The organism is Massilia sp. 9I (assembly GCF_902506415.1).
Taxonomy (GTDB): Bacteria; Pseudomonadota; Gammaproteobacteria; order Burkholderiales; family Burkholderiaceae_D; genus Telluria.
Map to the genome: position 1 here is coordinate 1924198 of NZ_LR733275.1, position 26632 is coordinate 1950829.

The 26632-nt window shown below is 65.1% G+C and carries 26 protein-coding genes; 9 read left to right on the forward strand and 17 right to left on the reverse strand.

Annotation, left to right across the window (positions count from 1 at the left end):
* Nucleotides 1–9: 9 nt before the first annotated feature.
* Both GV068_RS08720 and GV068_RS08725 read right to left on the reverse strand, forming a co-directional pair.
* Nucleotides 10–1980, reverse strand: a complete 1971-nt coding sequence (locus GV068_RS08720) for a U32 family peptidase (RefSeq protein ID WP_159696948.1) — start codon at nucleotides 1978–1980, stop codon at nucleotides 10–12.
* An 81-nt stretch (nucleotides 1981–2061) separates the two neighbouring features.
* A complete protein-coding gene (locus tag GV068_RS08725; protein ID WP_159696949.1) occupies nucleotides 2062–2793 on the reverse strand; it encodes a siderophore-interacting protein in 732 nt (243 codons plus the stop codon).
* A 33-nt stretch (nucleotides 2794–2826) separates the two neighbouring features.
* On the opposite strand from GV068_RS08725, the gene GV068_RS08730 reads away from it, so the two are divergent.
* Nucleotides 2827–3333, forward strand: a complete 507-nt coding sequence (locus GV068_RS08730) for a MarR family winged helix-turn-helix transcriptional regulator (protein ID WP_201303263.1) — start codon at nucleotides 2827–2829, stop codon at nucleotides 3331–3333.
* Here GV068_RS08730 and GV068_RS08735 read toward each other — a convergent pair.
* The 4 genes from GV068_RS08735 to GV068_RS08750 form a co-directional block, all read right to left on the reverse strand.
* Complete coding sequence (locus GV068_RS08735; protein ID WP_159696950.1) at nucleotides 3297–3848, reverse strand: putative glycolipid-binding domain-containing protein; 552 nt, start codon at nucleotides 3846–3848, stop codon at nucleotides 3297–3299. The two genes, GV068_RS08730 and GV068_RS08735, sit on opposite strands and share 37 nt — an antisense overlap.
* Before the next feature lie 66 nt (nucleotides 3849–3914).
* On the reverse strand, nucleotides 3915–4112 hold the full coding sequence (locus GV068_RS08740; RefSeq protein ID WP_159696951.1) for a hypothetical protein: 198 nt from the start codon (nucleotides 4110–4112) through the stop codon (nucleotides 3915–3917).
* A gap of 266 nt (nucleotides 4113–4378) precedes the next feature.
* Entirely contained in the window at nucleotides 4379–5338 is a 960-nt protein-coding gene (locus GV068_RS08745; RefSeq protein WP_159696952.1) for a chemotaxis protein, read from the reverse strand.
* Nucleotides 5339–5479: 141 nt separating this feature from the next.
* Nucleotides 5480–7366, reverse strand: a complete 1887-nt coding sequence (locus tag GV068_RS08750) for an AI-2E family transporter (protein ID WP_159696953.1) — start codon at nucleotides 7364–7366, stop codon at nucleotides 5480–5482.
* 205 nt (nucleotides 7367–7571) lie between these two features.
* On the opposite strand from GV068_RS08750, the gene GV068_RS08755 reads away from it, so the two are divergent.
* Together GV068_RS08755 and GV068_RS08760 are read left to right on the forward strand one after the other, a co-directional pair.
* Nucleotides 7572–8132, forward strand: a complete 561-nt coding sequence (locus GV068_RS08755; RefSeq protein ID WP_159696954.1) for a sigma-70 family RNA polymerase sigma factor — start codon at nucleotides 7572–7574, stop codon at nucleotides 8130–8132.
* The gene (locus tag GV068_RS08760) at nucleotides 8129–8827 is read left to right on the forward strand and encodes an anti-sigma factor domain-containing protein (protein WP_159696955.1); all 699 of its coding nucleotides are present in this window, start codon (nucleotides 8129–8131) and stop codon (nucleotides 8825–8827) included. Before GV068_RS08755 ends, GV068_RS08760 begins: the two co-directional genes overlap by 4 nt.
* Nucleotides 8828–8843: 16 nt before the next feature.
* Here the strand turns inward: GV068_RS08760 and GV068_RS08765 are convergent, their stop codons facing one another.
* Together GV068_RS08765 and GV068_RS08770 are read right to left on the reverse strand one after the other, a co-directional pair.
* Nucleotides 8844–10487, reverse strand: coding sequence for a DUF4394 domain-containing protein (locus tag GV068_RS08765; RefSeq protein WP_159696956.1), 1644 nt, complete (start codon nucleotides 10485–10487; stop codon nucleotides 8844–8846).
* A 194-nt stretch (nucleotides 10488–10681) separates the two neighbouring features.
* A complete protein-coding gene (locus tag GV068_RS08770; protein WP_159696957.1) occupies nucleotides 10682–11533 on the reverse strand; it encodes a flagellin in 852 nt (283 codons plus the stop codon).
* A 258-nt stretch (nucleotides 11534–11791) separates the two neighbouring features.
* Between GV068_RS08770 and GV068_RS08775 the strand changes: the two genes are divergently transcribed.
* Nucleotides 11792–12277, forward strand: coding sequence for an SgcJ/EcaC family oxidoreductase (locus GV068_RS08775; protein WP_159696958.1), 486 nt, complete (start codon nucleotides 11792–11794; stop codon nucleotides 12275–12277).
* A 32-nt stretch (nucleotides 12278–12309) separates the two neighbouring features.
* On the opposite strand, the gene GV068_RS25470 is transcribed toward GV068_RS08775, so the two are convergent.
* Both GV068_RS25470 and GV068_RS08785 read right to left on the reverse strand, forming a co-directional pair.
* On the reverse strand, nucleotides 12310–12402 hold the full coding sequence (locus GV068_RS25470) for a PEP-CTERM sorting domain-containing protein (protein WP_373888436.1): 93 nt from the start codon (nucleotides 12400–12402) through the stop codon (nucleotides 12310–12312).
* Between the two features lie 40 nt (nucleotides 12403–12442).
* A complete protein-coding gene (locus GV068_RS08785; RefSeq protein ID WP_159696960.1) occupies nucleotides 12443–12583 on the reverse strand; it encodes a hypothetical protein in 141 nt (46 codons plus the stop codon).
* Nucleotides 12584–12728: 145 nt separating this feature from the next.
* Between GV068_RS08785 and GV068_RS08790 the strand changes: the two genes are divergently transcribed.
* Nucleotides 12729–14924: an OsmC domain/YcaO domain-containing protein gene (locus tag GV068_RS08790; protein WP_159696961.1), complete on the forward strand. Its 2196-nt coding sequence runs from the start codon at nucleotides 12729–12731 to the stop codon at nucleotides 14922–14924.
* A gap of 18 nt (nucleotides 14925–14942) precedes the next feature.
* On the opposite strand, the gene GV068_RS25475 is transcribed toward GV068_RS08790, so the two are convergent.
* From GV068_RS25475 to GV068_RS25165, 7 genes are all read right to left on the reverse strand, one after another.
* Nucleotides 14943–15056, reverse strand: coding sequence for a LuxR C-terminal-related transcriptional regulator (locus GV068_RS25475; RefSeq protein WP_373888437.1), 114 nt, complete (start codon nucleotides 15054–15056; stop codon nucleotides 14943–14945).
* Nucleotides 15057–15127: 71 nt separating this feature from the next.
* Nucleotides 15128–15475: a DUF5335 family protein gene (locus GV068_RS08800; protein WP_159696963.1), complete on the reverse strand. Its 348-nt coding sequence runs from the start codon at nucleotides 15473–15475 to the stop codon at nucleotides 15128–15130.
* Nucleotides 15476–15522: 47 nt separating this feature from the next.
* The gene (locus GV068_RS08805) at nucleotides 15523–15939 is read right to left on the reverse strand and encodes a PRC-barrel domain-containing protein (RefSeq protein ID WP_201303370.1); all 417 of its coding nucleotides are present in this window, start codon (nucleotides 15937–15939) and stop codon (nucleotides 15523–15525) included.
* 139 nt (nucleotides 15940–16078) lie between these two features.
* Nucleotides 16079–18808 carry an EAL domain-containing protein gene (locus GV068_RS08810; RefSeq protein ID WP_229464534.1) on the reverse strand — a complete coding sequence of 910 codons (2730 nt, stop codon included), beginning with the start codon at nucleotides 18806–18808 and terminating at the stop codon, nucleotides 16079–16081.
* A 164-nt stretch (nucleotides 18809–18972) separates the two neighbouring features.
* Entirely contained in the window at nucleotides 18973–19806 is an 834-nt protein-coding gene (locus GV068_RS08815) for an aldo/keto reductase (protein ID WP_159704778.1), read from the reverse strand.
* A 41-nt stretch (nucleotides 19807–19847) separates the two neighbouring features.
* On the reverse strand, nucleotides 19848–21008 hold the full coding sequence (locus tag GV068_RS08820) for a low temperature requirement protein A (RefSeq protein WP_159696966.1): 1161 nt from the start codon (nucleotides 21006–21008) through the stop codon (nucleotides 19848–19850).
* Between the two features lie 29 nt (nucleotides 21009–21037).
* Entirely contained in the window at nucleotides 21038–21841 is an 804-nt protein-coding gene (locus GV068_RS25165; RefSeq protein ID WP_159696967.1) for a hypothetical protein, read from the reverse strand.
* 386 nt (nucleotides 21842–22227) lie between these two features.
* Here GV068_RS25165 and GV068_RS08830 point away from each other — a divergent pair, with 386 nt between their 5' ends.
* The 4 genes from GV068_RS08830 (at nucleotide 22228) to GV068_RS08845 (ending at nucleotide 26509) form a co-directional block, all read left to right on the forward strand.
* Nucleotides 22228–23376 (forward strand): glutathione-independent formaldehyde dehydrogenase, encoded by a 1149-nt coding sequence (locus GV068_RS08830; RefSeq protein ID WP_159696968.1) that lies wholly within the window; start codon nucleotides 22228–22230, stop codon nucleotides 23374–23376.
* 133 nt (nucleotides 23377–23509) lie between these two features.
* Nucleotides 23510–24694 (forward strand): zinc-dependent alcohol dehydrogenase, encoded by a 1185-nt coding sequence (locus tag GV068_RS08835; protein ID WP_159696969.1) that lies wholly within the window; start codon nucleotides 23510–23512, stop codon nucleotides 24692–24694.
* A 10-nt stretch (nucleotides 24695–24704) separates the two neighbouring features.
* A complete protein-coding gene (locus GV068_RS08840; RefSeq protein WP_308637049.1) occupies nucleotides 24705–25295 on the forward strand; it encodes a hypothetical protein in 591 nt (196 codons plus the stop codon).
* Nucleotides 25296–25360: 65 nt separating this feature from the next.
* Nucleotides 25361–26509: an NADH:flavin oxidoreductase/NADH oxidase gene (locus GV068_RS08845; RefSeq protein ID WP_159696970.1), complete on the forward strand. Its 1149-nt coding sequence runs from the start codon at nucleotides 25361–25363 to the stop codon at nucleotides 26507–26509.
* Nucleotides 26510–26632 lie beyond the last annotated feature (123 nt).

A 26632-nucleotide genomic window follows, 5' to 3' on the forward strand; every position in this document is an offset into this window, starting at 1 on the left:
GGTAAAAAATCAGGCGCGTGGACGCTGCTTGTGGAAGACCAGCGGGCTGTAAGGCACGGCCGACGGCGGCGGCGACTTCAGGATGTTGTCCTTCATCGCGCCCACCACGTGCATCTCGCAAGGCTTGCAGTCGAAGCGCAGGGTATAGCGCTCGTTGCCGCTGACCAGGGTCATCGGCTCGGCGCGGACCTGGCCCTGCACGCCCTGGACACCCTTGGCCTGTTTCGGGCACAGGTTGAAGGAGAAGCGCAGGCAGTGCTTGGTGATCATCAGGGACACTTCGCCCGGCTCTTCGTGCGACTCGTAAGCCGCGTCGATCAGCTGCACGCCGTGCTTTTGATAAAACGCGCGCGCCTTTTCGTTGTAAACGTTGGCCAGGTAGCTCAGGTGCTCCTCCGGATACACGGCAGGCGGTTCCACCGGCGCCTTGCGCTCCGGACGGTCCCAGGCGGCCAGGCGCGCCGCTTCGTGGGCGGCGACGGCGTCGCGGCGCAGCGCATTGATGGCGGCAGCCGGTACGAACCAGGGCTGGGACAGCTGCAGTTCCACCGCACCCGCTTCGAACATGGTGTTGCCGAGCTTGGCGATATTGGTGCGCAGCGCGCTTTCCGCCTGCGCCGCCTGCTGGGCCGGCTGCAGGGCGATGTCGGCGCCGAGTACCGTCTCGATGCCGTCCTCGTCGCGGATCGTCAGGCGCAGGCCGCCCGGCTGTTCGGCAAGCAGCAGGTCGATGCGTACCTTGCGTTCGGACGACTTCTTGTTCAGCGCCGATTCCCACTGGCGGTCGCGGTTGCGGTGGACGATGGTGCCGACCTTCAGGCCGGCCAGGCTTTTTACCATCTCGTTCGGGAACACGCGCCAGCGCTGGCCGTCGGCGTCTTCGCCCAGTTTTTCCACGGTGTTGGCCTGGATGCCGACGGTCTCGCGCTTGTTCATGTAATTCAGGCCGTCGCCATTGGCCATGGCTGCATTCGCGGCCAGCTCGATGAAGTCCGGACCGATGCGCGTCACGGTGCCCAGCTCGACGCCGATGTACTTGGGCGAATCGAAGGCACCGATGTCTTCCTGGCGGCCGAGCGCGAAGTAGTCGGTGTGGCCGCGGTGGAAGTTCTTGTCGACGTCCGGGGTGAACAGCACGCGCGTGTTGCCGCTGGCGGCGCGCGCGAATTCCGGGCGGCGCTCGAGCAGCTCGTCCAGCAGCAGGCGGTAGTGAGCCGTGATGTTCTTCACGTAGCCCATGTCCTTGTAGCGGCCCTCGATCTTGAAGGAACGGATGCCGGCGTCGACCAGGGCTTCCAGGTTGCGGCTCTGGTCGTTGTCCTTCATGGACAGCAGGTGCTTTTCGTAGGCCACCACGCGGCCCTGGCCGTCGCTCAGGGTGTAGGGCAGGCGGCAGGCTTGCGAGCAGTCGCCGCGGTTGGCGCTGCGGCCGGTGTCGGCGTGCGAGATGTAGCACTGGCCCGAGAAGGCCACGCACAGCGCGCCGTGCACGAAGTACTCCAGCGGGGTGTCCACCTCGGCCTTGATCTTGCGAATCTGCTCGACGGTGAGCTCGCGCGCCAGCACCAGTTGCGAGAAGCCGACGTCGCCCAGGAATTTCGCCTTTTCCACGGTGCGGATGTCGCACTGGGTGCTGGCGTGCAGCTGGATCGGCGGCAGGTCCATCTCCAGCAGGCCCATGTCCTGGATGATCAGGGCGTCCACGCCGGCTTCGTACAGCTGCCAGATCTGCTTGCGCGCGAGCTCGAGCTCGCTGTCGTGCATGATCGTGTTCATGGTCACGAAGATGCGCGAACGGTAACGATGCGCGAACTCGACCAGGCTGGCGATGTCTTCCAGTGGATTGCTGGCATTGTGACGCGCGCCGAAGGCCGGGCCGCCGATGTACACCGCGTCGGCGCCGTGGAGAATCGCCTCGCGGCCGATCTCGGCGGTTTTGGCGGGCGACAGCAGTTCAAGCTGGTGGTCGAGCAGTGACATGGCGGGGATCCTGGATGCGAAGGCCGAAATTATAGCCAAATCAAGGTCTTAAGTCATTGCCCGGGTGGCAGCAATCCCGGTTTATTCGAGATTCTCGTGGTGATCGGCAACACCTTGCTTCCAGTAGGCCGAGACCCGCAGCGCCCCCTTGGGCATGCCTTTCTCGTCGAGCAGCAGGGCGCGCACCTGTTTGGCGGTGGCCGCCTCGCCCCCGAACCAGGCGAAACCTTCGCCCGCGGGCAGCTTCAGGCCACGCAGCGCGCCGAGCAGCGCCGCGTCGCTGTCGACCCAGTGCACCTCGACATCCGCCTGCGTCGACAGCGGCAGGCGATCGGCGCCCTGGGCGGCGATGACGGCGATCACGCGGCTCCCCACGGGCAGCTCGGCCAGGCGCCGCCGGATGGCGGGCAGGGCGGCGCGGTCGCCCGTCAGCAGGTGCCAGTCGACGTCCTCCGGAATGATCATCGAGCCGCGCGGACCTGCGATAATGGCCGGCTGGCCGAGCGTGGCGCTGCGGGCCCAATCGGAAGCGCCACCGCTGTCGTGCAGGGCGAATTCGAGGGTCAGTTCGCGCGTGGCGGCGTCGTACCACAGCGGCGTGTAGTCGCGCCGGACCTGCTGGCCGTCCGGGCCGTCGAACATGAACTTGACGTGGTCGTCGAAGGAGCTAGACACGAAGTTGGCCAGGCCCTCGCCCTGGAAGCTAATGCTGAGGAAGCTGTCGCCCAGAGGCTGGATGTTGCTGACGGCGACGTCGCGGATGTGCAGCTCGCGGCGGACGCGCTGGACGCCCTTGCGGTGTGCGTGTTCCATACTGATCCAAATTAGTTGATAATGTCACCCATTATGGAAAAATTAGTTGATGATGTCAACCAGAGTGCGGCCATCCTTGACGGCGGCGTGTTCGAAGCGATCCACGAGATCATGCATTTGTACCGCGCCCAGCAGTACCGTTCGCTGCGCGCAACACAGCACGAACTGACCCACATGGAAAACCGGGCGCTCGGCTACATCGCCCGCCACCCGGGTGCGACCCAGCGCGACCTGGTGCAGCGTTCCGGGCGCGACAAGGCGCAGGTGACGCGCCTGGTGCAGGGTTTGCGCGAGAAGGGCCTGGTGGAGGCGCGGGCCGATGAGCTCGACCGTCGCAGTACGCGTCTGTATCTCAGCGCCGACGGCCAGGCGGTGCACGCCGAGCTGCACGGGCATGGGGTTACTCTCGCGGCCCAGGCACTGGCGGGACTTGACGCGGCGGAGCGAGCCCAGCTCGCATCCCTGCTGGAGCGCGTGCAGGAAAGCCTGCGCGCCGGCGCCGCTCATGGCGTATCGAGCCGGGCGAACAGCGAGGGGTAACGCAGGACCAGGCCGTCGGCGTCGACTTCCAGTTCGGATTCGAAGCTGCCGTCGGCGTTTTCGTACAGGTAGCGGCCCGCTGCGAGCCGGGTGTACGCCTGCTCGGCGCGCTCCACCTTCAGCGAGGGAAGTGGAACGTAGGCGACCGCGATGATGCTGCGCTGCGCCAGCGCAGCGCCCAGGCGCCGGATGGGCAGGGTATTGGTGAAGGGCGTGGCGGCGATGTCGACGTCGATGCAGCCGTCCAGCTGCGGCTGCCTCCGTCCGTCGCCGTCGTGCCAGTGGCCGTTGCCGTCGCTGGTGAGCACGAGGGAGGCGCCGCCGGCCGCGTGCACTTCGAGCGAGCGCACCCGCCAGCCCAGGTCGCAGCAGATGCGGTAGCTGCAGCCGAAGGCGCCGTCACCACGGTCGCCGATGACGACGGCGTCGGCGACGATCACGTCTTCACGGTAGGCCAGGTGCAGGTGTTCGAGTCCGGGCCCTTCCTCGGGCCGCCAACGGTAGGATTGCTGCATGGGCGAGTCCTCCTCCAGCAGCTAAAGGTAGCACGGAGCCGGAGAAAGGGCAGGACGCTTGGGGAGTCAGTCGTTGCGGGGATACTTGCGCCGTTCCGTGCGCCGGCGATGCTCGGGCTGGTCGACGCTGCGCAGCAAGACGTCGCGCGGGATGTGGCAGTTGTCGAGGTAATCGAGGGCGAAGCGCAGGCCGCGGGTCTCCGCCAGGAAGAAGGCGTACTCGGCAGTCACTGCGGTGTCGTCGTCTCGTCGTCGTTGCGGCATTGTTCGCTTTCCGCGGGGATGTGCGCCCGCTTGTCCAGTCGGCGGAAGTTGCCCTCCGCCTGGCCGATACCCCCGATGCTGTCGTACCGGCTTGTTGTCAATATTATATCCGTTGGCAGTAGGGCACTCGTCGATTATGTTAGCGTTTGTTACAACAGAACGACTTTCATGCACTTCGGGTTGACCGACGCCGCAAATGATAGCGGCAGCGCGGGGAGTTTCCCCCCAGGCGCTGCCGCATGGCCGACCGTTGTTTGACGCGAGATTTACTGGCGCAGGACGCGGCGGATGGTGTTCGCCAGGTCTTCCGCCGAGAACTTGGCGACGTAGGCATCGGCCTGGACGTTCTTGACGTGCTCTTCGTTGGTGGTGCCCGACAGCGAGGAGTGGATGATCACCGGCAGGCCGGTGAAGCGCGCGCTCTTCTTGATGTTGCGGGTCAGGGTGAAACCGTCCATTTCCGGCATCTCGAGGTCGGTCAGCACCAGGGCGACCTTGTCGTGGATGCTCTTGCCTTCGGCTTCGGCGCTGCTGGCGATGCTGTTGAGCTGGTCCCAGGCGTCCTTGCCGCTCTTGGCCATGATGAAGGGCAGGCCCATCGCTTCGAAACCCTGCTCGATCAGGGCGCGTGCGACCACCGAATCGTCGGCGGCCAGCACGACCGAACCCGGACGGATCTGGATCTTGGAGCCGACCATCTGCTGGTTGATCTCCGGACCCGAATCCGGATTCATGTCGCGCAGGATGGTCTCGACGTCGAGCACCTGTGCCAGGCGGCCCGGCTGGCCGGCTTCTTCCGGCAGGCGCGCGATGCTGGTGACCATGCCGCTGGCGGCGGTGCGCTCGGCCGACATCACCTGGTTCCAGTCCAGGCGCACGATTTCCTCGACGCTCTCGACCGCGAAGGCTTGCGTGGTGCGCGCGAACTCCGTCACCAGCATGATGTTCAGGCCGGTCTTGGGCTTGACGCCGGCGATCGCCGGCAAGTCCAGCACCTGGATGATCTGGCCGCGCAGGTTGACGACGCCCAGCACGTGCGGCATCGAGCCGGCCACGGCCGTGATTTCGGGCATGGCCACGATCTCGCGGATCTTGAATACGTTGATGCCGAACAGTTCGCTGCGCTCGCCGTTTTCGTCGCCGCCGAGGCGGAACAGGAGGAGCTCGAACTTGTTATTGCTGGTCAGGTTGCTGCGTTCGTCGACTTCTTGTTGAACCGATTTCATATTCCGCCACGAGAAAGATTAATGCCGATAGGAAAGCATTTTACGTGGGAAAGATCGTCAACCGTAAAGACTGCCGCAAAAAGGCCGTGATTTTTCACATCAACACGGCCGGAAAACAACAAATTTGATTACCCAGCTCGCTTAACGCGCGAGTTCCGGCGTCCCGGCTGCCTTGACCGCCGCGCCGCGGTCCGGCGCCACGAAGGCCAGGCCTTCCTCGAAGGAGCGCAGGATCATGTCGACATAGGCCTCGACCAGCGCCCGCTTCGGCAACTGCTCGTCATAGGGCAGCAGCACCGTGACCATCAGGGCCTCCGGCAGGTCCTGCCGCAGTTCCGCCACCGCGGCGCGCCAGGCGTCGAAGTTGTCCTGGCGCGGATAGGTGATGAAGACGGTCGAAACCAGCTCCGGGGTGCTGCCTTCCGGGCGCTCCAGCTCGGCGCCGACCACCAGGCTGCGCGCGTCGACGTCGCCTTCGCGCAGCGCGCGCACCAGGAGTTCGGTCAGGAATTCGTCGCGCTCCGACGGCAGGCCGGCGCACAGCACGATCGAACCGAGCGGCACGTCGAGCGATCCCTGCCAGCGGCCGAAGCGCGCTTCGCGCATCTGGCGCAGGTGGGCGCCGATGTTCGCGTCCAGCAGCGGCACCGGTTTGCGCCGGTTGCGCACGCTGCCGCTCGATGCCGAAGCGACCGTCTCCGCGATGTTGGCGATCACGGCGCGCATGCGCGCCTCCTGCGCCTTGTCGATGGTGCCCGTGCCCAGGTCCGACACCGCCATGCGCAGGCCGGGCAGCAGCACGTGGTCGCAGTAGCGCGCGAAGCTGTAGCGGCGCACGTAGGTGCGCGCATCCTTGGTCAGTTCATCGGCTTCGCCCGCCAGCACGCGCTGGTGGAAGCGCTCGGCGTCTGACATATCGGGGGCGTCGCCCAGCAGGATCGTGATCGGCGCCAGCGCGCGCACGTGGCGGCCCGCCACCACCAGGCACAGGGTCAGTGGCGTGGACAGCAGCAGGCCGACCGGGCCCCACAGCGCGCCCCAGAACAGGGCCGAGACGATCACCGCCAGCGGCGACAGGCCCGAACTGTGGCCGTAGACCTTGGGCTCGATGAAGTTTGCCAGCACCAGTTCGAAAGCGAGGAACATCGCCATGCAGGTGACGGCCAGCGACCAGCCGGGATCGATGGCGGCTACGAACACGGCGATGATCGCGCCGGCCAGCAGCACGCCCAGGTAGGGCACGAAGCGCAGCGCCCCGCTCAGGACGCCCCACAGTACCGCGTGGGGCACCCCGGCCAGCCATAGCGACACACCCATCACTGCCCCGAAGGTCGCGTTGACGATGAACTGCGAGAAGAAGAAGCGCGACACGCCCTGGGCGGCGTCGCCCAGGGTGCGGATGGTGCGGCTCACTTCGGCCTGGCCGGCCAGGCGCACCAGGCGGTCGCGCAGCGAGCCTTGTTCAAGCAGGATGAAGACCAGCAGGATCAGCACCACGCCGGCTTCGCCGATCGGTCCCCACACCAGGTTGATCACGCGTCCCAGCGTGTCCTTCATGGTGCGCGGCGTGCGCACTTCCACCGGCAGCGGCTGGTTCGGATTGACCACCAGGTTGCCGCGCCTCACGCGCGCCGCCTCCGCCGCCGTGACGGGCGATACCGCGCTCAGTTCCGCCTCGATGCGGCTGATCGGGCGCTCCACCAGTTCACGCACCTTGGCCACCTTGGTCTTGATCGCGGCCCGATACTGCGGCAGGTCGCGCGTGATCGTCACCAGCTGGTCGAACAGCACCGCGCCGACCCCGCCCACGCAGGTGGCAACCAGGGCCACCGACAGCAGCACTGCCGGCATGCGCGCCAGGCCGATCCGGGTCATGCTGCGCACCAGCGGCGCCAGGACCAGGCTCAGGATCAGCGCGAGAGCCAGCGGCTCGAGCACTTCACGACCGAAATACAGCAGGGCGACGACGCAGGTGGCGCTGACGACGGTGCTTGCCGTCAGGCGCAGGGAAGGGGGCTGGAGATTCATGCGGGACGTCGTCGCCTGGAGAGATGAAAACCGGGTATGTATAAAGGAAAAAGTCGTGTTCGCCAAGTAGGCGGCGCTGTGACCCGCCTCCGACGCGCGCTTGGCGTGCCGCGCGTGCCCGCTCCATTCCCTCAGCGCAGGTGTTACATTAACATGATAGCAACTATCTCGACAATGGAGTTCCCATGAAGCAAATGCGCGCCGGATGAGCGTGACCAGCGAGTTCGACTATGAAGCGGCCCTTGCCGGATGTGCGCGCGGCGACCAGCACGCGCTGCGCCGCATTTATGACCGGGACGGCCGCCGGCTGCTCGGCGTTGCGCTGCGCATTGTGCGCCATCGCCAGATCGCCGAGGATGTCCTGCACGACGCCTTCCTGAACATCTGGACCCGCGCCGCCAGTTTCGACCCGGCGCGCGGCGCAGGGCGCGGCTGGATTTATAGCGTGGTGCGCAACCAGGCGCTCAGTCTGGTGCGCGGCGGCGAACGCGAAATCGCGGTCGACGACGAGGTCCTGGAAGATCTGGCCGCGGATGGGGCGGCGCATGCCGGGGGAGTCGATGAGACGATTGCGCTGCGCCAGGACATCGGCCGCCTGCACGATTGCCTGGTCGGGCTCGATCCCGCCAAACGGCGCAGCATCCTGTACGCCTATCTCGACGGCTGTTCGCATAGCGAGATCGCGCAGCGCCTGAGCTCGCCACTCGGCACCGTCAAGGCCTGGATCAAGCGCGGGCTGACTGCCCTGAGGGAGTGCATGGGATGAGCGGCTTACAGAATCGAGACCCGCAGGAGCTGGCCGGCGAGTATGTGCTCGGCACCTTGCCCGCCGGCGTACGCCGGGAAGTCGAACAGGCGATGGCGCGCGACCCCGCGCTGCGCATCGCCGTCGGAGAATGGGAAGCCCGGCTGCTGCCCTTGACCGACCTGGTCGCGCCCGAGGAACCATCGGCGCAGCTGTGGCCGCGCATTGCAGGTTCCGTCGCGGCGCAGCGCGAACGCGGGGACGCGCGCACGCGCTGGTGGGACAGCCTGTGGCTGTGGCGCGGGCTCGCCACGGCCGGCGCAGCGGCTGCGATCCTGCTCGCAAGCGTTCCGATCCGGCCGTTACAGGCGCCGGCGCCGCGCTACATGGTGGTGCTGGCGGCGCCGGGGTCGATGTCGCCCGGCTGGATCCTGCAGTCGGCCGACGACGGGCGCCTGCGCCTGCAGCCGCTGCGTGCGACGAGCGTGCCTGCCGCGGGCGCCCTGCAATTGTGGACCAAGGCGGACGGCTGGACCGGTCCGGTGTCGCTCGGCCTGGTGGAACAGGGCAAGGCGGTCGACGTCGCGCTCGATCGCCTCCCGCCCTTGCAGCCGAACCAGCTGTTCGAAATCACCCTCGAACCGCCGGCCGGCTCGCCGCTCGGCCGGCCGACGGGCCCGATCCTCTTCATCGGACGCGCCGTGAAGCTGATCTAGCCCGCGGCGCCGCTGCTTAGCGCAGCGAGATCGCGATGTCGCGCAGGCCCAGCCCGGCGCCGACGACCGAATTGGCCGGCGTCGCCGCGGCGCCCACCAGGGTCGCGGCGCCGGTGGCGAGGTCGATCCGGTACAGCGACGACGGCCCGCCCGCTGCCGTGCGCAGTGCGGCGAGTGCGATGCCGTTGGCGCCGCCGCCGATGTCGAAGGCAGCGTCGCCCGCCACCGCCACACCCAGCGGGCCGACATTGGCCAGGGTGCCGTCGTTCGGCGGGTTCTGCAGCGCCAGGTTGTCGCTGTCGATATCGATGTCGAACAGCTGGGTCGAGGCCGCGTTCGGGATGCTGTTGGTGTAGGCGGCGGCCGTCACCACGGGCGTCGCACCGGCACGGTTGATGGTCCCGTCGGTCGTGGTGGCGCCGGTGTCCACGTTGATGCGCAGGCTCTGGCCGCGGTCGCTGATCACGCGCAGCCGGTCGGCCGCCGGATTGAAGTCGACGGCAAACATGGTGCCGACCAGGCCCGCATAGGGCTGGCTGGTGTCGGCCGGATCGGCGGCCAGGGTGGCCTTGACCGTCGTGACGCCAGTGGCGGCGTCGATCGTGACGATCCGTGCGGCCGACGTAATCCCGTACAACATGTTGTCGCGCGGACGGAAGTCGAAGCCGACCAAGGTCTCGTTCGCATTCAGTCCCGCCAGCCCGATATCGAGCGTCAGCACGTTCGGCGTGGCTGGGCGGAAGGCGACGATGCGGCCGGCGTCGGTGAGTCCGAGCACTACCGGCGCCGGCGCGGCGCGCAGGGCGAGGCCGCGCACATCTTCGCTCACGGCCAGCGCGCCGGCCGGGCTGGCGGCATTGGCCGTCGCCGCAAGGTTGATCGTATACAGGGTCCGGGCGCCGCCCACGTTCAGTACCGCATAGCCCACGTTGGTCTGCGCGTCGATGTCGAAGCCGTTGGCCGCGCCCGCATCCACGCCCAGCGCCACCGGCGAGGCCAGCGTACCGTTGTTCGGCGGGTTCTGCACGTATAGGGTGTCGGTTGCGCTGTCGAGGGCGTACAGGGTCGTGCTGGCCGTGCCGGCGAAGGCATTGGTATATGCGGACGCGGTAATGGCGCTATTCGCGGCGCCGCCGTTGATATTGCCGTCGGTCGTCGTCGTGCCCGTGTCGACATTGATGCGCAGGCTTTGGCCTGTGTTGCTCACTACACGCAGCCGGTCCGCCATCGGATTGAAGTCGACCCCGAAGTCGGTGCCGGCAAGGGCGGTGTACGGGGCCGTGGTGTCGGTGGCGTCGGCGCTCAGGGTCGCCTTGAAGCTCGCAGCGCCGGTATCCGGATTCAGGGTGTAGATGCGGCCGCTGCTGCCGACGCCGTAGAGCAGGCCGTCCGCCGGCCGGTAGTCGATGCCCACCAGGTTCTCGCCGGCCTGCAGGCCGGTGACCGCCACTGAGGTCCGCACCGTGCCGGGCGTCGCGCGGTCGAACGAGACCAGGCGGTTGCTCGCGGTGAGCACGACCACGTCGCCGGCCGTGGCGACGGGAGGAGGCGGCGTCGTCACCGGCGCCATGGCAGAAGGATCGTCGTCACCGCCACAGGCGGCCAGCAGGGCCGTGAGGGTGGCGGCGAGGAAAAGCCTGGAAGGAGTGCGTGCGTTCATGTCGGTTCCTGTCGTAGAGTTTGGATGGATACTGCTGCCGACCTGCCGGCTGCCGCGGGTCGATACAGGCTCTACGCTGGAGAGAGCGAATTGGATGCACCTTCGACAAAATTTATTTTTATCCAAGCTGCGTCGCGCGCACGAAAAAAAGCCAGCCCCTTAGGGCTGGCTTTTCAGGGTGAAGCGAAAGCCGATTACTGCAGGAGCGACATGACCATCGAGGACATGCTGTTCGACTGCTTGAGCATCGCGGTACCAGCTTGCAGCAGCATCTGGTTCGAGGTCATGTTCGCGCTTTCGGTCGCGAAGTCCACGTCCATGATCAGGCCGGTAGCAGCTTTGCTGTTGGTGCTGATGTTCGACAGGTTGTTGTACACGTGTTCCAGGCGGTTCGCTGCAGCGCCCAGGCCCGAACGCACCTTGTTGACGCTGTCCAGTGCGGTTTCCAGCTTGCCGATGGTGGCGTTGGCGCTGGCGGTCAGTTCGGTACCGGTGGTGGTGGTGGTGTAGTTCGCGGTTGCAGCGCTGACCTGCGATGCCATCGAGGTCATGTCGGTCGACAGGTTGACCGCCATGGTCTCGCTCGACGAAGCGCCGATCTGGAAGGTCATCGACGAAGCGACGGTGCCGCCGACCAGCAGCTTGGTGCCGCCGAAGGTGGTGTTTTGCAGGATGTTCTTCAGTTCCAGGCCCAGCGCGTCGAATTCCGACTGCATGGCGGTCTTGTCGGCGGCGGTCGACGAAGCGTCAGCCGACTGGGTTGCCAGGTCTTTCATGCGGACCAGCATGTTGCCGACTTCGTCCAGCGCGCCTTCGGCGGTCTGCAGCATCGAAGTCGAGTTCTGGGTGTTGCGCATGGCGACGGCCATGCCCGAGGTCTGCGATTTCAGGCGCGAAGCGATCTGCAGGCCGGCAGCGTCGTCCATTGCCGAGTTGATGCGGTAGCCGGTCGACAGGCGGGTCATCGAGGTCGACAGCGAGCTCTGGGTGCGGCTGATCGAATTCTGTGCGGACAGTGCAGCGTTGTTGGTGTGAAGGCTCAGCATGATGTCAGTTCCGTTAAGAGTGTTGTTCTGGTGGCGAGTACCTCACTCGCGCTCACAAGTACAAGGCGACATTCGCGGAAACTTCATTAAGTGCCGTACGGAAATTTTTTTAAATATTTTGTTTTGGTGCCAGAAACATCACAGAATGGGTCTCTATATATGCATTTAGCGTAGTCCCCGCGCCAATGCATATCCATTTTCCGTAGTCATCCACGCAAGTCACCGCTAGAATCGGCGCTTTCCCCCACGAGGACCACCATGCGCCAACTGCTGATCGCCTTGAACCTCGCCGCCGTGCTTGCCATGCCCGCGGCCTCCGCTATTGCCCAGAGCCTGCCATCGGTACCGGTGCCGGCCGAGGTCGATCAGATCCTGCGTCAATACGAGCGCGCCTGGGCCGCCAACGATGCCGCCGCCCTGGCCGCGCTGTTCGCCCCGGACGGCTTCGCACTGCCAAGCAGCCAGCCGCCGGCGCGCGGCCACACTGCGATCGAACAGGCATATTCCGGCGGCGGCGGCCAGCCGACCACGCTACGCGCTCTCGATTACCGCGCCGCCGGCGACCTGGCCTATGTGGTCGGCGCCTACGGCCCGGCCGGGCAGCAGCGCGATCACGGCAAGTTCGTGCTGGTGCTGCGCAAGGTCGACGGCCGCTGGCTGATCGCCGCCGATATCGAGAACGGCAACCAGCGCATGGGGCCGCCTCAGCGTCCCGCCACGAAGCCGGTTGGGAACGCCGGCTGACGAAAGCCGCTTCTATATAGAAGCGGCGTGCATCACCGGCGCCGCTTGCGGCGCAGAGCGCCCATCCCGGCAAGCGCTGCGCCTACCAGGAAAATCGACGCCGGTTCCGGCACCTGCGCCGGCATGCTGACGCGCCGCAGCACGACGGCCTGCCCGTGCTACGTGTCAGTTCAGGCCGCCGCCCACGACGCCGAGCCTATTGAAGCTCGCGGACTGGGCAGCCGTACTGCTGCCGGACGAGACGGCCATGCCCACGCACAGGGTTGGCGCGGTCACGTTGGTGCTGGCGGCTTCGGTCCAGCTCAAGCCCTCGCGCGCACTACCATCGATAGGTGGCCAGACCAAATTCGTGCAGGACGATGAGCCCGCGGCGACGGAAGATCGTCTTTCAGCTTCCGGCAAAAGCACGGATAATGGCGGGTCTTCTACTTAGCACTGGTTTGGAAACTCCATGGAAATTAAGGTCAATTTTCTCGACAAGCTTCGCCTCGAAGCCAAGTTCGACGATTTCACGGTCATTGCCGACCAGCCGATCCGCTACAAGGGCGACGGCTCGGCGCCGGGCCCCTTCGATTATTTCCTGGCCTCGTCCGCCCTGTGCGCAGCGTATTTCGTGAAGCTGTACTGCTCGTCCCGCGATATCCCGACCGAGAACATCCGTCTTTCGCAGAACAACATCGTCGACCCGGAAAACCGCTACAAGCAGATCTTCAAGATCCAGGTCGAGCTGCCGGCGGATATTTCTGAAAAAGACCGCCTGGGCATCCTGCGTTCGATCGACCGCTGCACCGTCAAAAAGGTCGTGCAGACCGGGCCGGAATTCGTGATCGAGGAAGTCGAGAGCATCGACGCCGACGCCCAGGGCCTGCTGCTGGCCAAACCGGATGCCTCGCACAGCACCTATATCGCGGGCAAGGACCTGCCGCTGGAGCAGACCATCGCGAACATGTCGAAGGTCCTTGCTGACCTGGGCATCAAGATCGAGATCGCTTCATGGCGCAACATCGTGCCGAACGTCTGGTCGCTGCATATCCGCGACGCGCACTCGCCGATGTGCTTCACCAACGGCAAGGGCGCGACCAAGGAAAGCGCGCTGGCGTCCAGCCTGGGCGAATACATCGAGCGCATCAACTGCAACCACTTCTATGCCGGTTCCTACTGGGGCGAAGAGATCGCCCAGGCGCCCTTCGTGCATTATCCGAACGAGCGCTGGTTCAAGCCGGGCAAGAAGGATGCGCTACCAAGCGAGATCCTCGATGCCCGTACCCGCGACATCTACGATCCCGATCGCGAACTGCGCGCCTCGCATCTGGTCGATACCAATTCCGGCAATGCCGAGCGCGGCATCTGCTCGCTGCCTTTCGTGCGCCAGTCAGACGGCGAGACCGTGTACTTCCCGGTGAACCTGGTGGAAAACCTGTTCGTCAGTAACGGCATGAGTGCCGGTAATACGCTGCCGGAAGCGCAGGTGCAGTGTCTGTCGGAGATTTTCGAGCGTGCCGTGAAGCGTGAGATCCTGGAAGGCGAAATCGCCTTGCCGGACGTGCCGCAGGAAGTGCTGGACAAGTACCCGAGCATCGTCGCCGGCATCAAGGGCCTGGAAGAGCAGGGCTTCCCGGTGCTGGTCAAGGATGCCTCGCTGGGCGGCACCTACCCGGTCATGTGCGTGACCCTGATGAATCCGCGTACCGGTGGCGTGTTCGCCTCCTTTGGCGCTCACCCGAGTTTCCAGGTCGCCCTCGAACGCAGCCTGACAGAACTGCTGCAGGGCCGCAGTTTCGAAGGCCTGAACGATCTGCCGCGTCCGACCTTCGCGAGCGAGGCCGTGACCGAGCCGTACAACTTCGTCGAGCACTTCATCGATTCCAGCGGCATCGTGTCCTGGCGCTTCTTCAGCGCCAAATCGGACTACGAATTCGTCGAATGGGATTTCTCCGGCGAAGGCGAGAATTCGAACGCCGACGAGGCGTCCGCGCTGTTCGGCATCCTCGACGAACTGGGCAAGGAAGCCTATATGGCCGTGTACGAGGACCTGGGCGCGACCGCCTGCCGCATCCTGGTGCCGGGCTATTCCGAAATCTATCCGGTCGAGGATCTCATCTGGGACAACACCAACAAGGCGCTGCTGTTCCGCAGCGATATCCTGAACCTGCACCGGCTCGACGACGAACAGCTGGAAGCCTTGCTGGAGCGCCTGGAGAACAACGAGCTGGATGAATACGGCGATATCGCGACCCTGATCGGGATCGAGTTCGACGAGAACACGGTATGGGGGCAGCTGACGGTCCTGGAACTCAAGCTCCTGATCCGCCTGGCGCTGGGCGACCTGGAGGAAGCCCAGGAGCTGGTGGGCGCCTTCCTGCAGTACAACGACAACACGCTCGAACGCGGCTTGTTCTACCAGGCCGTGAGCGCGGTGCTGGAAGTGGAGCTGGACGACGACATGGACCTGGACGACTACATCGTCAATTTCCGCCGCATGTTCGGCGCCGAGCGCATGGACGCGGTGGTCGGTTCGGTGGACGGCAGTGTGCGCTTCTACGGTCTCACGCCGACCAGCATGAAGCTCGAAGGGCTCGACCGTCACGCGCGCCTGATCGACAGCTACCGCAAGCTGCACGCGGCGCGGGCGAAAGCCCCGCGCTGAAGCAAGCAGCCCCGGGCCTCAGCCCGGAAAGCCGGGCTCAAGCGCATAGCGTGTCAGTTCGGCACGGCTCGTCATTCCGATCTTTTCCAAGACCCGCGCGCGGTACATCTTTGTAGTGGATTCACTACAAATCCCGGGAGTCCACCTTCCAGGCCGCCGCGTTCTCCACCGCGCTGGCCCGGAGCATCAGCTGCGGGTGGCGCTCATGTCGGGCCGGAGTAGGGCAGCATGAGGGGATCGCGCAGCCGAATAATCTGGCGCACGTCATCGGCGTCGATCACTTCCATGCTGACCAGTCCGGCGGGACCGTGCTCGACCCAGACTTCGCGCGGCCGGGAAATGAGGTGGTCGAGACCTTCGACGAGAACTTCGATGCGCTCGTTCCTGGGGTCGTAGGCGATGCCGAGCAGCTGGATCCACTCCTGCTCGATCTGATCGCCGATACTCAGCCCTGTCACCTCGATTTCGACCTGTTTGCCGGCCAGCTGTGTTTTCGACAACTGGTCAAAGGTGTTCTGCCAAGCCGCTCTATCAAGTTTTGTCGTAGCCATAGTGTTCGCCCTTACTCTTGCGCTGCCCGCAAGGCCACGGGACAGCCTTACTTTTTCCGGTACTCGAAAGCCGGCATGGCCTTCAGCGCATCCTTCGTCGCACCAGGCAGGCTCAACTGCCTATTCTGGACCTTGAACTGCGCCATCGGAATGGCGACGTCGTGTTTGCCCATGCCCAGGAAGCCACCCACGCCGACGATCGCAAACGGGGCCGCGGGCGCGCTGCCCTTGCTTGGAGAAACGATCAGGTCGTCGATCTTGCCGATCTTTTCATTCTTGTCATTGACCACGGTCTTGCCAAGCAGGTCGCGCTTGGCGCTCCAGCCAACGACAATTGCCTCCATCTCGATCACGGTGACGCCGACCGGCGCTCTGCCGGCGACCGGAGCGGAGGGGGCCTGTGCGCTCGATTGCGCCGATGTTTGCGCCGCTGCAAGGCCGCCCCAGAGCGGCGCAGCCGACATCGTCAAGACAGCGATCATGCGTTTCATGACGTCTCCTTTTCGGTTAACCAATCCGTCCACTATAGGATCGCCGGCGGCGCGCACAGTTCGCGGTTTCGCGAATTTTGATCTGGCTTAAGCCCGCGCAGAGCTGGATTGCTCACGGCTTGCAGACGACCGCGGCCGCTGCATCGGCCGGCAAGGCGCTGGCGCACAGGTAGCCCTGGTAAGCGTCGCAGCCGTGCTCGAACAGGAAGTCGCGCTGGGCAACCGTTTCGACGCCTTCGGCCAGTACCCGCAAGCCCAGGCTGCGCCCCAGCGCAATCATCGTGCGCGCTATCGCCGCGTCGTTTTGATTGGTCAGGAGATCCAGCACGAAAGAGCGGTCGATCTTGAGCATGTCCAGCGGCAGTTGCCTGAGATAGGCGAGCGAGGAGTAGCCGGTACCGAAGTCGTCCAGCGCAAAGCTCACACCGTGCGTGCGCAGCACGTTCATCTTGGCGATGGTGTCGGCCAGATTTTCCAGCAGCGAGGTTTCGGTCAGTTCGAGCTTGAGCAGGCGCGCATCGATCCCGGCCGCCGCCACCACGTCCAGCACCTGGGCGGCGAACTGCGGGTGGTGGAACTGGCGTGCGCTGACATTGACCGCTATCTCGATCCGGGCCGTCGCCGGGTTGGCGGCCCAGGCCAGCAACTGCCCGCAGGCCTTTTTGAGCACCCACTGGCCGAGCGAGAGCACCAGCCCGGTTTCCTCGGCGAGCGGGATGAACTCGGCCGGCGAGATCATGCCGCGCGCCGGATGGCGCCAGCGCACCAGGGCTTCGACGCCGGTGACCAGGCCGTGGCGGTCGATCTGGGGCTGGTAGTGCAGCTCGAATTGGGCGTCGCACTGGCGCACCGCCTGGCGCAGGTCGTTCTCGAGCGCCATGCGCGCCGACAGCGCGGCCTGCATGCCGGGGTTGAAGAAGCGCAGCGTGTTGCGCCCCGAGGCCTTGGCCTCGTACATCGCCATGTCTGCGCGCTTGAGCAGCTCGCCGATGTCGTCGCCGGCGCCGCTGAACAGCACGATGCCGATGCTGGCCGTGCTGTGGTGGCAGTTCTGGTCGAGCTTGTAGGGCTGGCGCAGGGACTTCAGCATGCGCTCGCCCACCGTCCGGGCCTGGGTGGTGGCCTCCACCATGTCGGTGCTCATCTCCTGCAGCAGCACCACGTACTCGTCGCCGCCGAAGCGCGCGATGGTGTCATCGTGGTTGACGCAGCCGCTGAGGCGCTGCGCCACCTGCTTGAGCATCTGGTCGCCCACCGCATGCCCGAGGGTGTCGTTGAGCGACTTGAAGTTGTCCAGGTCGATGAAGAACAGCGCGTTGGCATGGCGCCGCTGCGCACTGTCGTCGACCGCCTGCTGCAGCCGGTCCATCAGCAGCTGGCGGTTGGGCAGCTGGGTCAGCGAATCGTAATAGGCCAGGTATTCGATGCGGCGTTCGGCCTGGCGGCGCTCGGTCATGTCGACCATCGCGCCGATCATGCGCAGGGCGCGTCCGGAGGCGTCGCGGATAATGTAGCCGCGGTCCAGCACCAGGGCGAGCGAGCCGTCCTTGCGCATGAAGTGGTATTCGTCGATCCACTGTTCCTCGCCGCCCTCGATGGCCGATTTGATGTGCTTGACGACGCGCTCGCGCTCGTCCGGGTGGATGTGGTCCGACCATGCACGGATCGGCCCGGAAAAATCGACCGTGGTGTAGCCGAACACCGACTCGATGCTGTCGCTGGTCCACAGGCTGTCGTCTTCCAGGTTCCAATCCCATACCACGTCGGTGGTGGCGCGGGCGATAGTGCGGAAGCGCTGCTCGCTGATGCGCAGCGACTCCTCGGTCTTGCGCGCCTCGGTGACGTCGCGGAAGTAGACACTGAGGCCGTCTTTGGTAGGATAGGCGCGGACCTCGGACAGCGCCTGGTGGGGCGCGTAGTATTCCTCGAACACGACGCTGCGGTTTTCGCGCAACGCTCGGTGGAATTCGCAGTAGCCGATCTGGCCCTTGAGCGCGGCGAACTCGTCCCACAGCACCTCGCCGAGCAGCTGCGCGCGTGGGCGCTTGAACAGCCGCTCGGCTTCCCGGTTCAGGTAGGTGAAGCGCCACTCCCGGTCCAGGGTATAGAAGGCGTCGCCGATCGACTCGAGCGTGTCCGACAGCAGTGCGCCGATGCGGGCGGTTTCCTGTTCCGCCTTGCGCTTGTCGTTGATGTCCTGGAACGCGCCCTGCAAGCCCGTGACCGCACCAAGCGCGCTGCGCACCGCTTCGCCGATCGCCCGTACCCATACGCTGCGCCCGCGCGCGGTGATCAGCCGCAGCTCTTCGTCGTAGGGCGTGCCCTCGCGCAGGCAGGTCTCGACCAGGCGGCGCAGCCTGTCGCGCGATTCCGGCGCAAAATAGGCGATCGCTTCCTCGGCCGTGGGCCTGGTCCCGGGCGGCACCTCGTGGATGCGGCACACTTCGTCCGACCAGATGACGCGGTCCTGCTCCCTGTCGTAGATCCAGCCGCCGACGTGGGCGACCGCGCTTGCCATCTGCAGCAGACGCGCTTTCAGCCCGGCCTCGGCTTCGCGCCGCACCACTTCGGTCACGTCCTGTACTGTGCCCAGGTAGCGCACGCTGCCGTGGTCCGCACGCAGGGGCTCGGCGCGCATGCGGACGTGCCGCTCCTGGCTGTTAGCGCGAAAGATCCGGTAGCCGACATCGAGCCGCGCCCCGGCGTGCAGCGTCGCCAGCATCGTGTCGGTGACCCGCTGCCGCTCGTCCGGGTGTACGTGTTGCAGCAGCTCGCCCAAGCGACACGCGCCCGGCGCAAGGCCGTAGACGACGCGCGTCGCGTCCGACAGGGTGAGCGCCATGTCGCGCAAGTCCAGCTCCCAGAAGCCAAATTGGCCTGGGGATTCGCCGACGGACGGCAGAGCATCTGGACGCTGGTCTTCGGGCATGGCAGCAGGTAATTGCGAGACGCCTACATGGTAGATGGTAGACCGCCAGCCCACGAGTCTGTTCCCGGGATCACGCCTCAGATCACTTCCAGCGGCCGCTTCCGCTTCGGCGGCGGGAAGGCGGCATCCAGCGCAGCCAAGTCCTGCGTCGACAAAGGAATGTCGAGCGCGCTGCGAAGCTGCTCGACGTGGTCGGGTGTACCGGCCTTCGGTAGCGCGATCGTCAGGTCGTCCCGCAGCACCCAGCGCAATGCGATCTGGGCGGGCGTGGCGGAATATTCCGCGGCCAGGCGCTGCAGCGCGGAATTGCCGAGCAGGCGGCCCTGCTCGAGGGGAGAATAGGCCATGACCGGGATCTTGCGCTGCCGGCACCAGGGCAACAGGTCGAACTCGATGCCGCGCCGCGTCAGGTTATATAGCACCTGGTTGGTCGCGACCGCGTCCCCTCCTTGCAGGGAGAGCAATTCCTCCATGTCGGAAGTATCGAAATTGCTGACGCCCCAATGACGGATCTTCCCTGCGCGCCGCAGGGCGTCGAAGGCCTCCAGCGTCTCGTCGAGCGGCACCGGGCCAGGCCAGTGCAACAGGTACATGTCGAGGTAATCGGTGCCAAGCCGGCGCAGGCTGTCCTCGCAGGCGACCACTGTTCCCTGCCGGGTCGCATGATGGGGCAACACCTTGCTGACGATGAACGCTTCGGGCCTGCGGCCGGCGAGGGCCTCGCCGATCAGTGCCTCGGCCGCGCCGTCGCCATACATTTCCGCGGTGTCGATCAGCGTCATCCCGTGGTCGATGGCGTAGCGTATCGCACCGATTTCGTCCTGGCGCTTCTGCGGACGTTCGCCCATGTGCCAGGTACCCAGGCCAAGCACCGGTAGTTGTTCTCCAGACGGTAATTGCGTGTTGCGCATGAATGCTCCTGTCGTATTCGGGCCCGCCACAAGCGGGTCGCTCATGGCCGGTCTCCTGCGATGGCCGTGTTGCGCGGCTGTTCGTGACGCGCGGAAGTGTCCTTCTGGTACCTGAGGCTGAGGAGAGCATAACAAATCACCGATGCGGTCATGCCCATCAGCATGTGATCGGTTCTCGGCAACAGCAGGGCAAGCCCCATCAGGACAAAGACCACGAGGGTGTTGACGACCAGTCGGGAGCGCAGCTCGGGACGTTGCTTGAAATAGGCATATTGCTTGCCGAGGAAAAAGCTGACCGCGCCGATGACGGATAGTACGCGGAAGTCGGCTGGCGCCATGTCGTCCACGATTGCGTGCCGGACCAGACTCGCCAGGATCGACAGGCCGATGAAGACGAACAGGTGCGAGTACAGGATCGAGTGTCCGGTCGCGAACTTCTGTTCGGACAGCAGGTTGAAACTGTCGAAATAGACCCACCAGATGCTCGTGATCATCACGAACCCCGTGGTCGCGGTCATCAGCTTTTCCGCGGTCCACTCGAAGTCGGCGAGTCCGGATGCCAGGCTGCTGATGGATTCACCGAGGATGATGATCGTGAGCAGGCCCACACGTTCGATCAGGTGCTTGGTATGCGCCGGGATGACGCGCAACCGGTGCTTCAGGAAGACGATGAACGCAAGCAGGTCGAACGCGATGCCAAGGTAGAACACCGCATAGCGCTGTGGCGCCGCGAACAGGACCGAAGCGAGGCTGATTGCGGCGCCGCCGAGGACCGTCCAGCCGACCACCGTCGTCAGGGCGCCGCTTTCCTTGTGCCGCTGCCTCGACACGAAATACATGATGGCAATGATGAACTTGGCTCCTGCGTAGCAGGCCACGATGAGCTCGAAATTGGCCAGGAAGCGCTTGCCGATCAAGCCCGAGATGATCAGCAACAGGAACATGATCAAGAGGGTGGCCAGCCGGTGCTTGCGGTCATCCGCGTCGAAGCGGTTGGCATACATCGTGTGGCTCACCCAGATCCACCACAAGGGTATGAAGATCAATACGAACTTCAAGAACTGAAGCGGGTCGAGATGGCCCTCGTGCGTTTCGCTCAGGATTTCCGTGAGGTCACCGATCGCCACCACGAAAATCAGGTCGAAGAACGCCTCGAGCCAGGTGGAATGCCGATGGGGGTCGAAGTATTTGGTATTGTGCATATCGCCTCTAGGAGGTCGTTCCGGCGATCCTAAGGGGCGAACACCGCGCGCACGCAGCCGTCCTTCTTGTACTTGAACATGTCGTAGCCGCGCGGGCCGTCCTCGAGCGAGAACCGGTGCGTGGCGAGGTAGGCCGGGTTGAGCTCGCCTTTCTGCGCATGCGCCAGCAGCCGCTCCATATAGGCTTGCCCGTGCTGCTGGGCGCTGCGCACCGTCATGCCCTTGTTCATGATGACGCCCATGGGGAACTTGTCGATCAGTCCGTAGACGCCGAGCACCGACAGCGTGCCGCCCTTACGGCAGGCCATGGTGGCCTCGCGCAAGGCCTGGCCGCGGTCCGTCTCGAGCCGCAAGGCCTGCTTCACGAGGTCATACGCGTATTGCGGTCCGGTGCCGTGCGCCTCCATGCCGTCGACGGCCGGGGCGGCCGGGTCCACGACCCATACACTGCCGCGACCGTCGGCAACCACGCTCTGCACGCAGACCCAGTGGTCCGATGGATCGACCTCATCGCGCCGTACGTTGCGCCAGGCATTCCATTGTTCGTTGGGATAGGGGCGCAGGCTTCCATCCTTCATGAGTTCGGCGACCGAGACGGGAGAGTCTTCCGTCCAGCGCGGAAAATTGACGAAGATGCGGCCCCGTTCGCTGACGGTCACACCGGTGACCTGGTGTTCGAACTGGGCCGCCTGCTGCAGCGCCGTATCGCCCCGGCGATGTGTTGATTCTGCGGTCGGTACGGCACGTGCAGCCTGCGTTTGCGGCGGCGCCAAGCCCGAGGACAAGCCGGCTGCTGCGAAGGCGAGTGCCAGAAACATCGGTGGGATTCGCATGACTCTTCCTTTCGAAAAGCGACAGCAATCCACTACGGGGACGCCATTCTGGCACGGTAAAAACGATGTATGTGTAGGCGCACATCCCGAACCGCACAAGGACACGCAAATACCTTGTACTGGCGCCGCGTGTTCAATGTCTTCGCGGGAAGAAGCGCACTGCAGGCTATTTGAATAGGTGGACTAATAAAGAAAAAAAATCGAACACTGCCCTTGTTATCGGACGGCTTGCGTTCACTGTGAATGAATGCTTTCGCGGTGGGCCGACGCTCACGCGCCGGCACATACGACTGTGGGCCTTCCCGCGGTTTCACCAACAACTGCCAGGAGATGCCGCGTCCTGTCGTGCGGGGCAGGTGCGTCCTGGGAGATCACAGGAGCAGATTATGAAAGCTGTCGTCTACCGAGGTCCCAACCAGGTTGCAGTTGAAGACGTGCCCGATCCCAAGATCGAACGTCCGACGGATGCGATCGTCAAGATTACCAGCACCAACATCTGCGGTTCCGACCTGCACATGTACGAGGGCCGGACCGATTTCGAGCAGGGCCGCACCTTCGGCCACGAGAACCTTGGCGTGGTCGTGGAAGTCGGTCCGGCGGTCGAGAATCTCAAGCCCGGCGACTGGGTGTGCATGCCCTTCAACATCAGCTGCGGCCACTGCAAGAACTGCGAACGCGGCCTCACCAACTACTGCCTGAAGGCGAATGAGCCAGGCGTGGCCGGCGCCGCCTTCGGCTTTGCCGACATGGGCCCCTACCCGGGCGGCCAGGCCGAATTCCTGCGCGTTCCCTGGGCCGACTTCATGTGCCTGAAGCTGCCGCCGGACGCCGAGCAGCGACAGACCGACTACGTGATGTGCGCCGACATCTTTCCGACCGGCTGGCATGCGACCGAACTGGCGGGCATGAAGCCCGGGGACGCGGTGGTCATCTACGGCGCCGGGCCGGTGGGCCTCATGGCGGCGCACTCGGCGATGATCAAGGGGGCCTGCAGCGTGATGGTGGTCGACTGCCATTCCGACCGCCTCAAATTGGCCGAGTCGATCGGTGCGATCGCGATCGATTATTCGAAAGAGGACCCGGTGCAGCGCGTGATGGACCTGACGCATGGGCGCGGTGCGGACGCGGGCTGCGAATGCGTCGGATACCAGTGCCACGACCATCATCATCACCGGCAAGAGGTTCCCAACCTGACGATGAACAACCTGGTCAACTCGGTCAAGTTCACCGGCGGAATCGGGGTGGTCGGCGTGTTCGTGCCGCAGGATCCGGGCAGTCCGGACCCGCTGGAGAAAGAGGGCAAGATCGCGCTGGACTGGGGCATGCTCTGGTTCAAGGGTCAGCGCGTCGCCACCGGCCAGTGCCCGGTCAAGGCTTACAACCGGCAGCTGCGCGACCTGATCCACGCCGGCCGCGCCAAGCCCTCGTTCATCGTTTCGCACGAATTGAAACTGGACCAGGCGCCGGACGCATACAAGCACTTCGACGCGCGCGACCACGGCTGGACCAAGGTGGTGCTGCACCCGGGCTCCTGATGGAGCAGGGCGCTCATCCGCAAGGAGGGCCCGCGTCCTGAGGACGAACGTGCCGCCATCGCTGGTGTCCAACTTTTTGCGCCCCATGGCGGCCGATGCGGGAGCGCGAAGACAATCTTGACAGGAGGCTTTTATGCTAGCAACTAACTATCGTGGACCATACCGTATCCGCGCTTCCCAGAAGCCGGATCCCGTGATCGAGCACCCGGGCGACGCCATCGTCCGCGTGACACGCGCCTGCATCTGCGGCTCGGACCTGCACCTGTACCACGGCCTGGTGCCCGATACCCGCATCGGGCACACCTTCGGACATGAGTTCGTTGGTATCGTGGAAGAGGTCGGATCGGCCGTCGAGACGCTCAAGCCGGGCGACCGTGTGCTGGTACCGTTCAACCTATTCTGCGGCAACTGCTTCTTCTGCCAGAAAGAGTTGTACAGCAACTGCCACAACACCAATCCGGAAGCGACGGCGGTGGGCGGCATCTACGGTTACTCGCACACGACCGGCGGCTACGACGGCGGCCAGGCCGAGTATGTGCGCGTCCCGATGGCCGACGTGGGACCATACAAGATCCCTGAAGACATCGTGGATGACGACGCGGTGCTGCTGACGGACGCGCTGCCGACCGGCTACCAGGCTGCGGAGATGGGCGACATCCAGCAAGGCGACACCGTGGTCGTGTTCGGCGCTGGCCCGGTGGGCATTTTCGCCGCCAGATCCGCCTGGCTGTTCGGCGCCGGCCGCGTGATCGTGGTCGACCATGTCGACTACCGGCTCGACTTCGTGCGGCGTTACGCTCCCTGCGAAATCATCAATTTCCGCGAAGTGAGCGACGTGGCCCTGCACATCAAGAAGATGACCGACTGGCTCGGCGCGGACGTGTGCATCGATGCTGTCGGCTGCGAAGCCTCGGGCAGCCTGACCCAGACCCTCACCGGGCGCTGGACCATGCTGCAGGCGGGCGCCGCGACCGCGCTGTTCTGGGCCATCAACTCGGTGCGCAAGGGCGGCAACGTGTCGATCGTCGGCGTCTACGGGCCGACCTTCAACGCGGTCCCCATCGGCAACGCGCTGAACAAGGGCCTCACGATGCGCATGAACCAGGCCAGCGTCAAGCGCCATGTGCCGCACCTGATCGAGCACATCCGCCAGGGGCACCTGAACCCGAAAGAAATCATCACCCACCGGGTGCCGCTGGAGGAGGTGTCGGACGCGTACCACATCTTCTCGAGCAAGTATGACAACTGTATTAAAACCGTGCTGATTCCTCCACGCGCAGGCTCGGCGCGCGCGACGGCGACCAGCGTCATCCATTGAAGGAGCAGCCATGGACACAGAAATCGCCAAGCGCGACCTTGCCGAGCAGCGGCGCGACCCGCACCACCACGGCCACGTCGGCTACGAAAGGCAGATGGACTACGACCTGAACCGGCATAGTCCACCCGTCGAACAGCTTCAGCGCATCCCGGGCTGGGGTTCGGATCTCGACAAGAAGAACCGGCCGGCTGTGCCGATGGAACGCACCCCGCCGCGCTTCATCCACGTGCCGCAGGGACAGCCGGTGCAGCAGGCGCAGACCGTCGAAGTGTTTTGTTCGCCTGAACGGCCCGGCATCACGCCGATCTTCGGCACGGCGGAGCCGCCCAAGTGGCTGTCCGGCGCCATCCGGCGCCTCGCGTACAAGCTGCCCGAGAACGACATTCGCCACTGGCTGATGCTGATTGCCGCGGACCGCGTCAACATGGTCGAGGGCGTCGTCGAGGACCTGGCGCACGGCCACGTACCCAACGTGCTCGGGGAGATGGGCATCCGCTCCGAGCTGCGCTACAACCCGGCCGGCCTGGTACGCAAGGCCCTCATTGCCACGGTAGTCGTAGGCGGCATCATGGCCCTGCGCAACCGCCGCAGGCGCTACTGAACCACAACGCCCGGCCCGCCGGGCGCATCTCCCCATCCACAATTCTTTTCGCCCGGAGGCAGACCATGAGCCCGGATAGTGTCCAACCCACGCACGGTGCGATGGCCGGCGCCGCGCACGACCAGGAAGTGCCGGAAGTCGACTTGCTTAGCCCCTTAACGCTGCGAAGTCTGACCGTGCGCAACCGCATCGCCATGGCGCCGATGTGCCAGTATTCAGCCGAAGAAGGCATGGCCAATGACTGGCATCTGGTGCACCTGGGCAGCCGCGCCGTGGGCGGCGCCGGACTCGTGATTGTCGAGGCGACCGGCGTCACCTGGGACGGCCGCATCACCCCGGGCGACCTCGGCATCTGGAGCGACGATCACATCGAAGCTCTGGCCCGCATCGCCCGCTTCGTGAACAGCCAGGGCGCGATAGCGGGCATCCAGCTCGCGCACGCCGGGCGCAAGGCCAGCACCGCCGCGCCATGGACAGGCGGCGAGACCTTGAAGACCGAGGAGGAGGGCGGTTGGCCGGTCGTCGCGCCAAGCGCGATTCCGTTCCATCCGAACGATCCGGCACCGATCGCCCTCACCGAAGCCGGCATCGACGGCATCGTCGACGCGTTCGAAGCAGCCGCGCGGCGCGCGCTGGCGGCCGGCTTCAAGGTCCTGGAGATCCACGCCGCGCATGGCTACCTGCTCCACCAGTTCCTGTCTCCGCAGAGTAACCAGCGGGAGGATCAGTACGGCGGCAGCCTGGAGAACCGGATGCGCTTCACGCTGCGCGTGACCGAGCGCTTGCGGGCAATCGTTCCCGCCGAGCTGCCGCTGTTCGTGCGCATATCCGCCACTGACTGGGTTGCCGGCGGCTGGGACATCGAGCAGTCGGTCGAACTGTCGCGACGCCTGAAGGACCTCGGCGTCGATCTGATCGACGTGTCAACCGGCGGCAATCTGCCGACCGCTCGCATTCCCGTCGCCAAGCGCTACCAGGTGCCATGCAGCCGCCGCATCCGTGACGATGCCGGCATCCTGACCGGTACGGTGGGGCTGATCACGGATCCGAAAGAGGCCGACGAGATCGTCACCGGTGGCGACGCCGACCTTGTGCTGGTCGGGCGCGAACTGCTGCGCGAGCCGTACTGGGCGCTGAAGGCCCAGCATGCGTTCGAGGAGGAGCCGGATTGGCCGGTGCAATATGGCTATGCCGTCAAGCGGCGCGCGAAATGACTGTGCAGTGAATCATCCGACATCCGCGCGGCCCTAGCACGGACCAAGGTAGCGCAACCACTACCGCAGACCGCTAGGAATGTGCCTTGCTACTAGCCACAGCGTCTCGTCCAGGTATGAGGT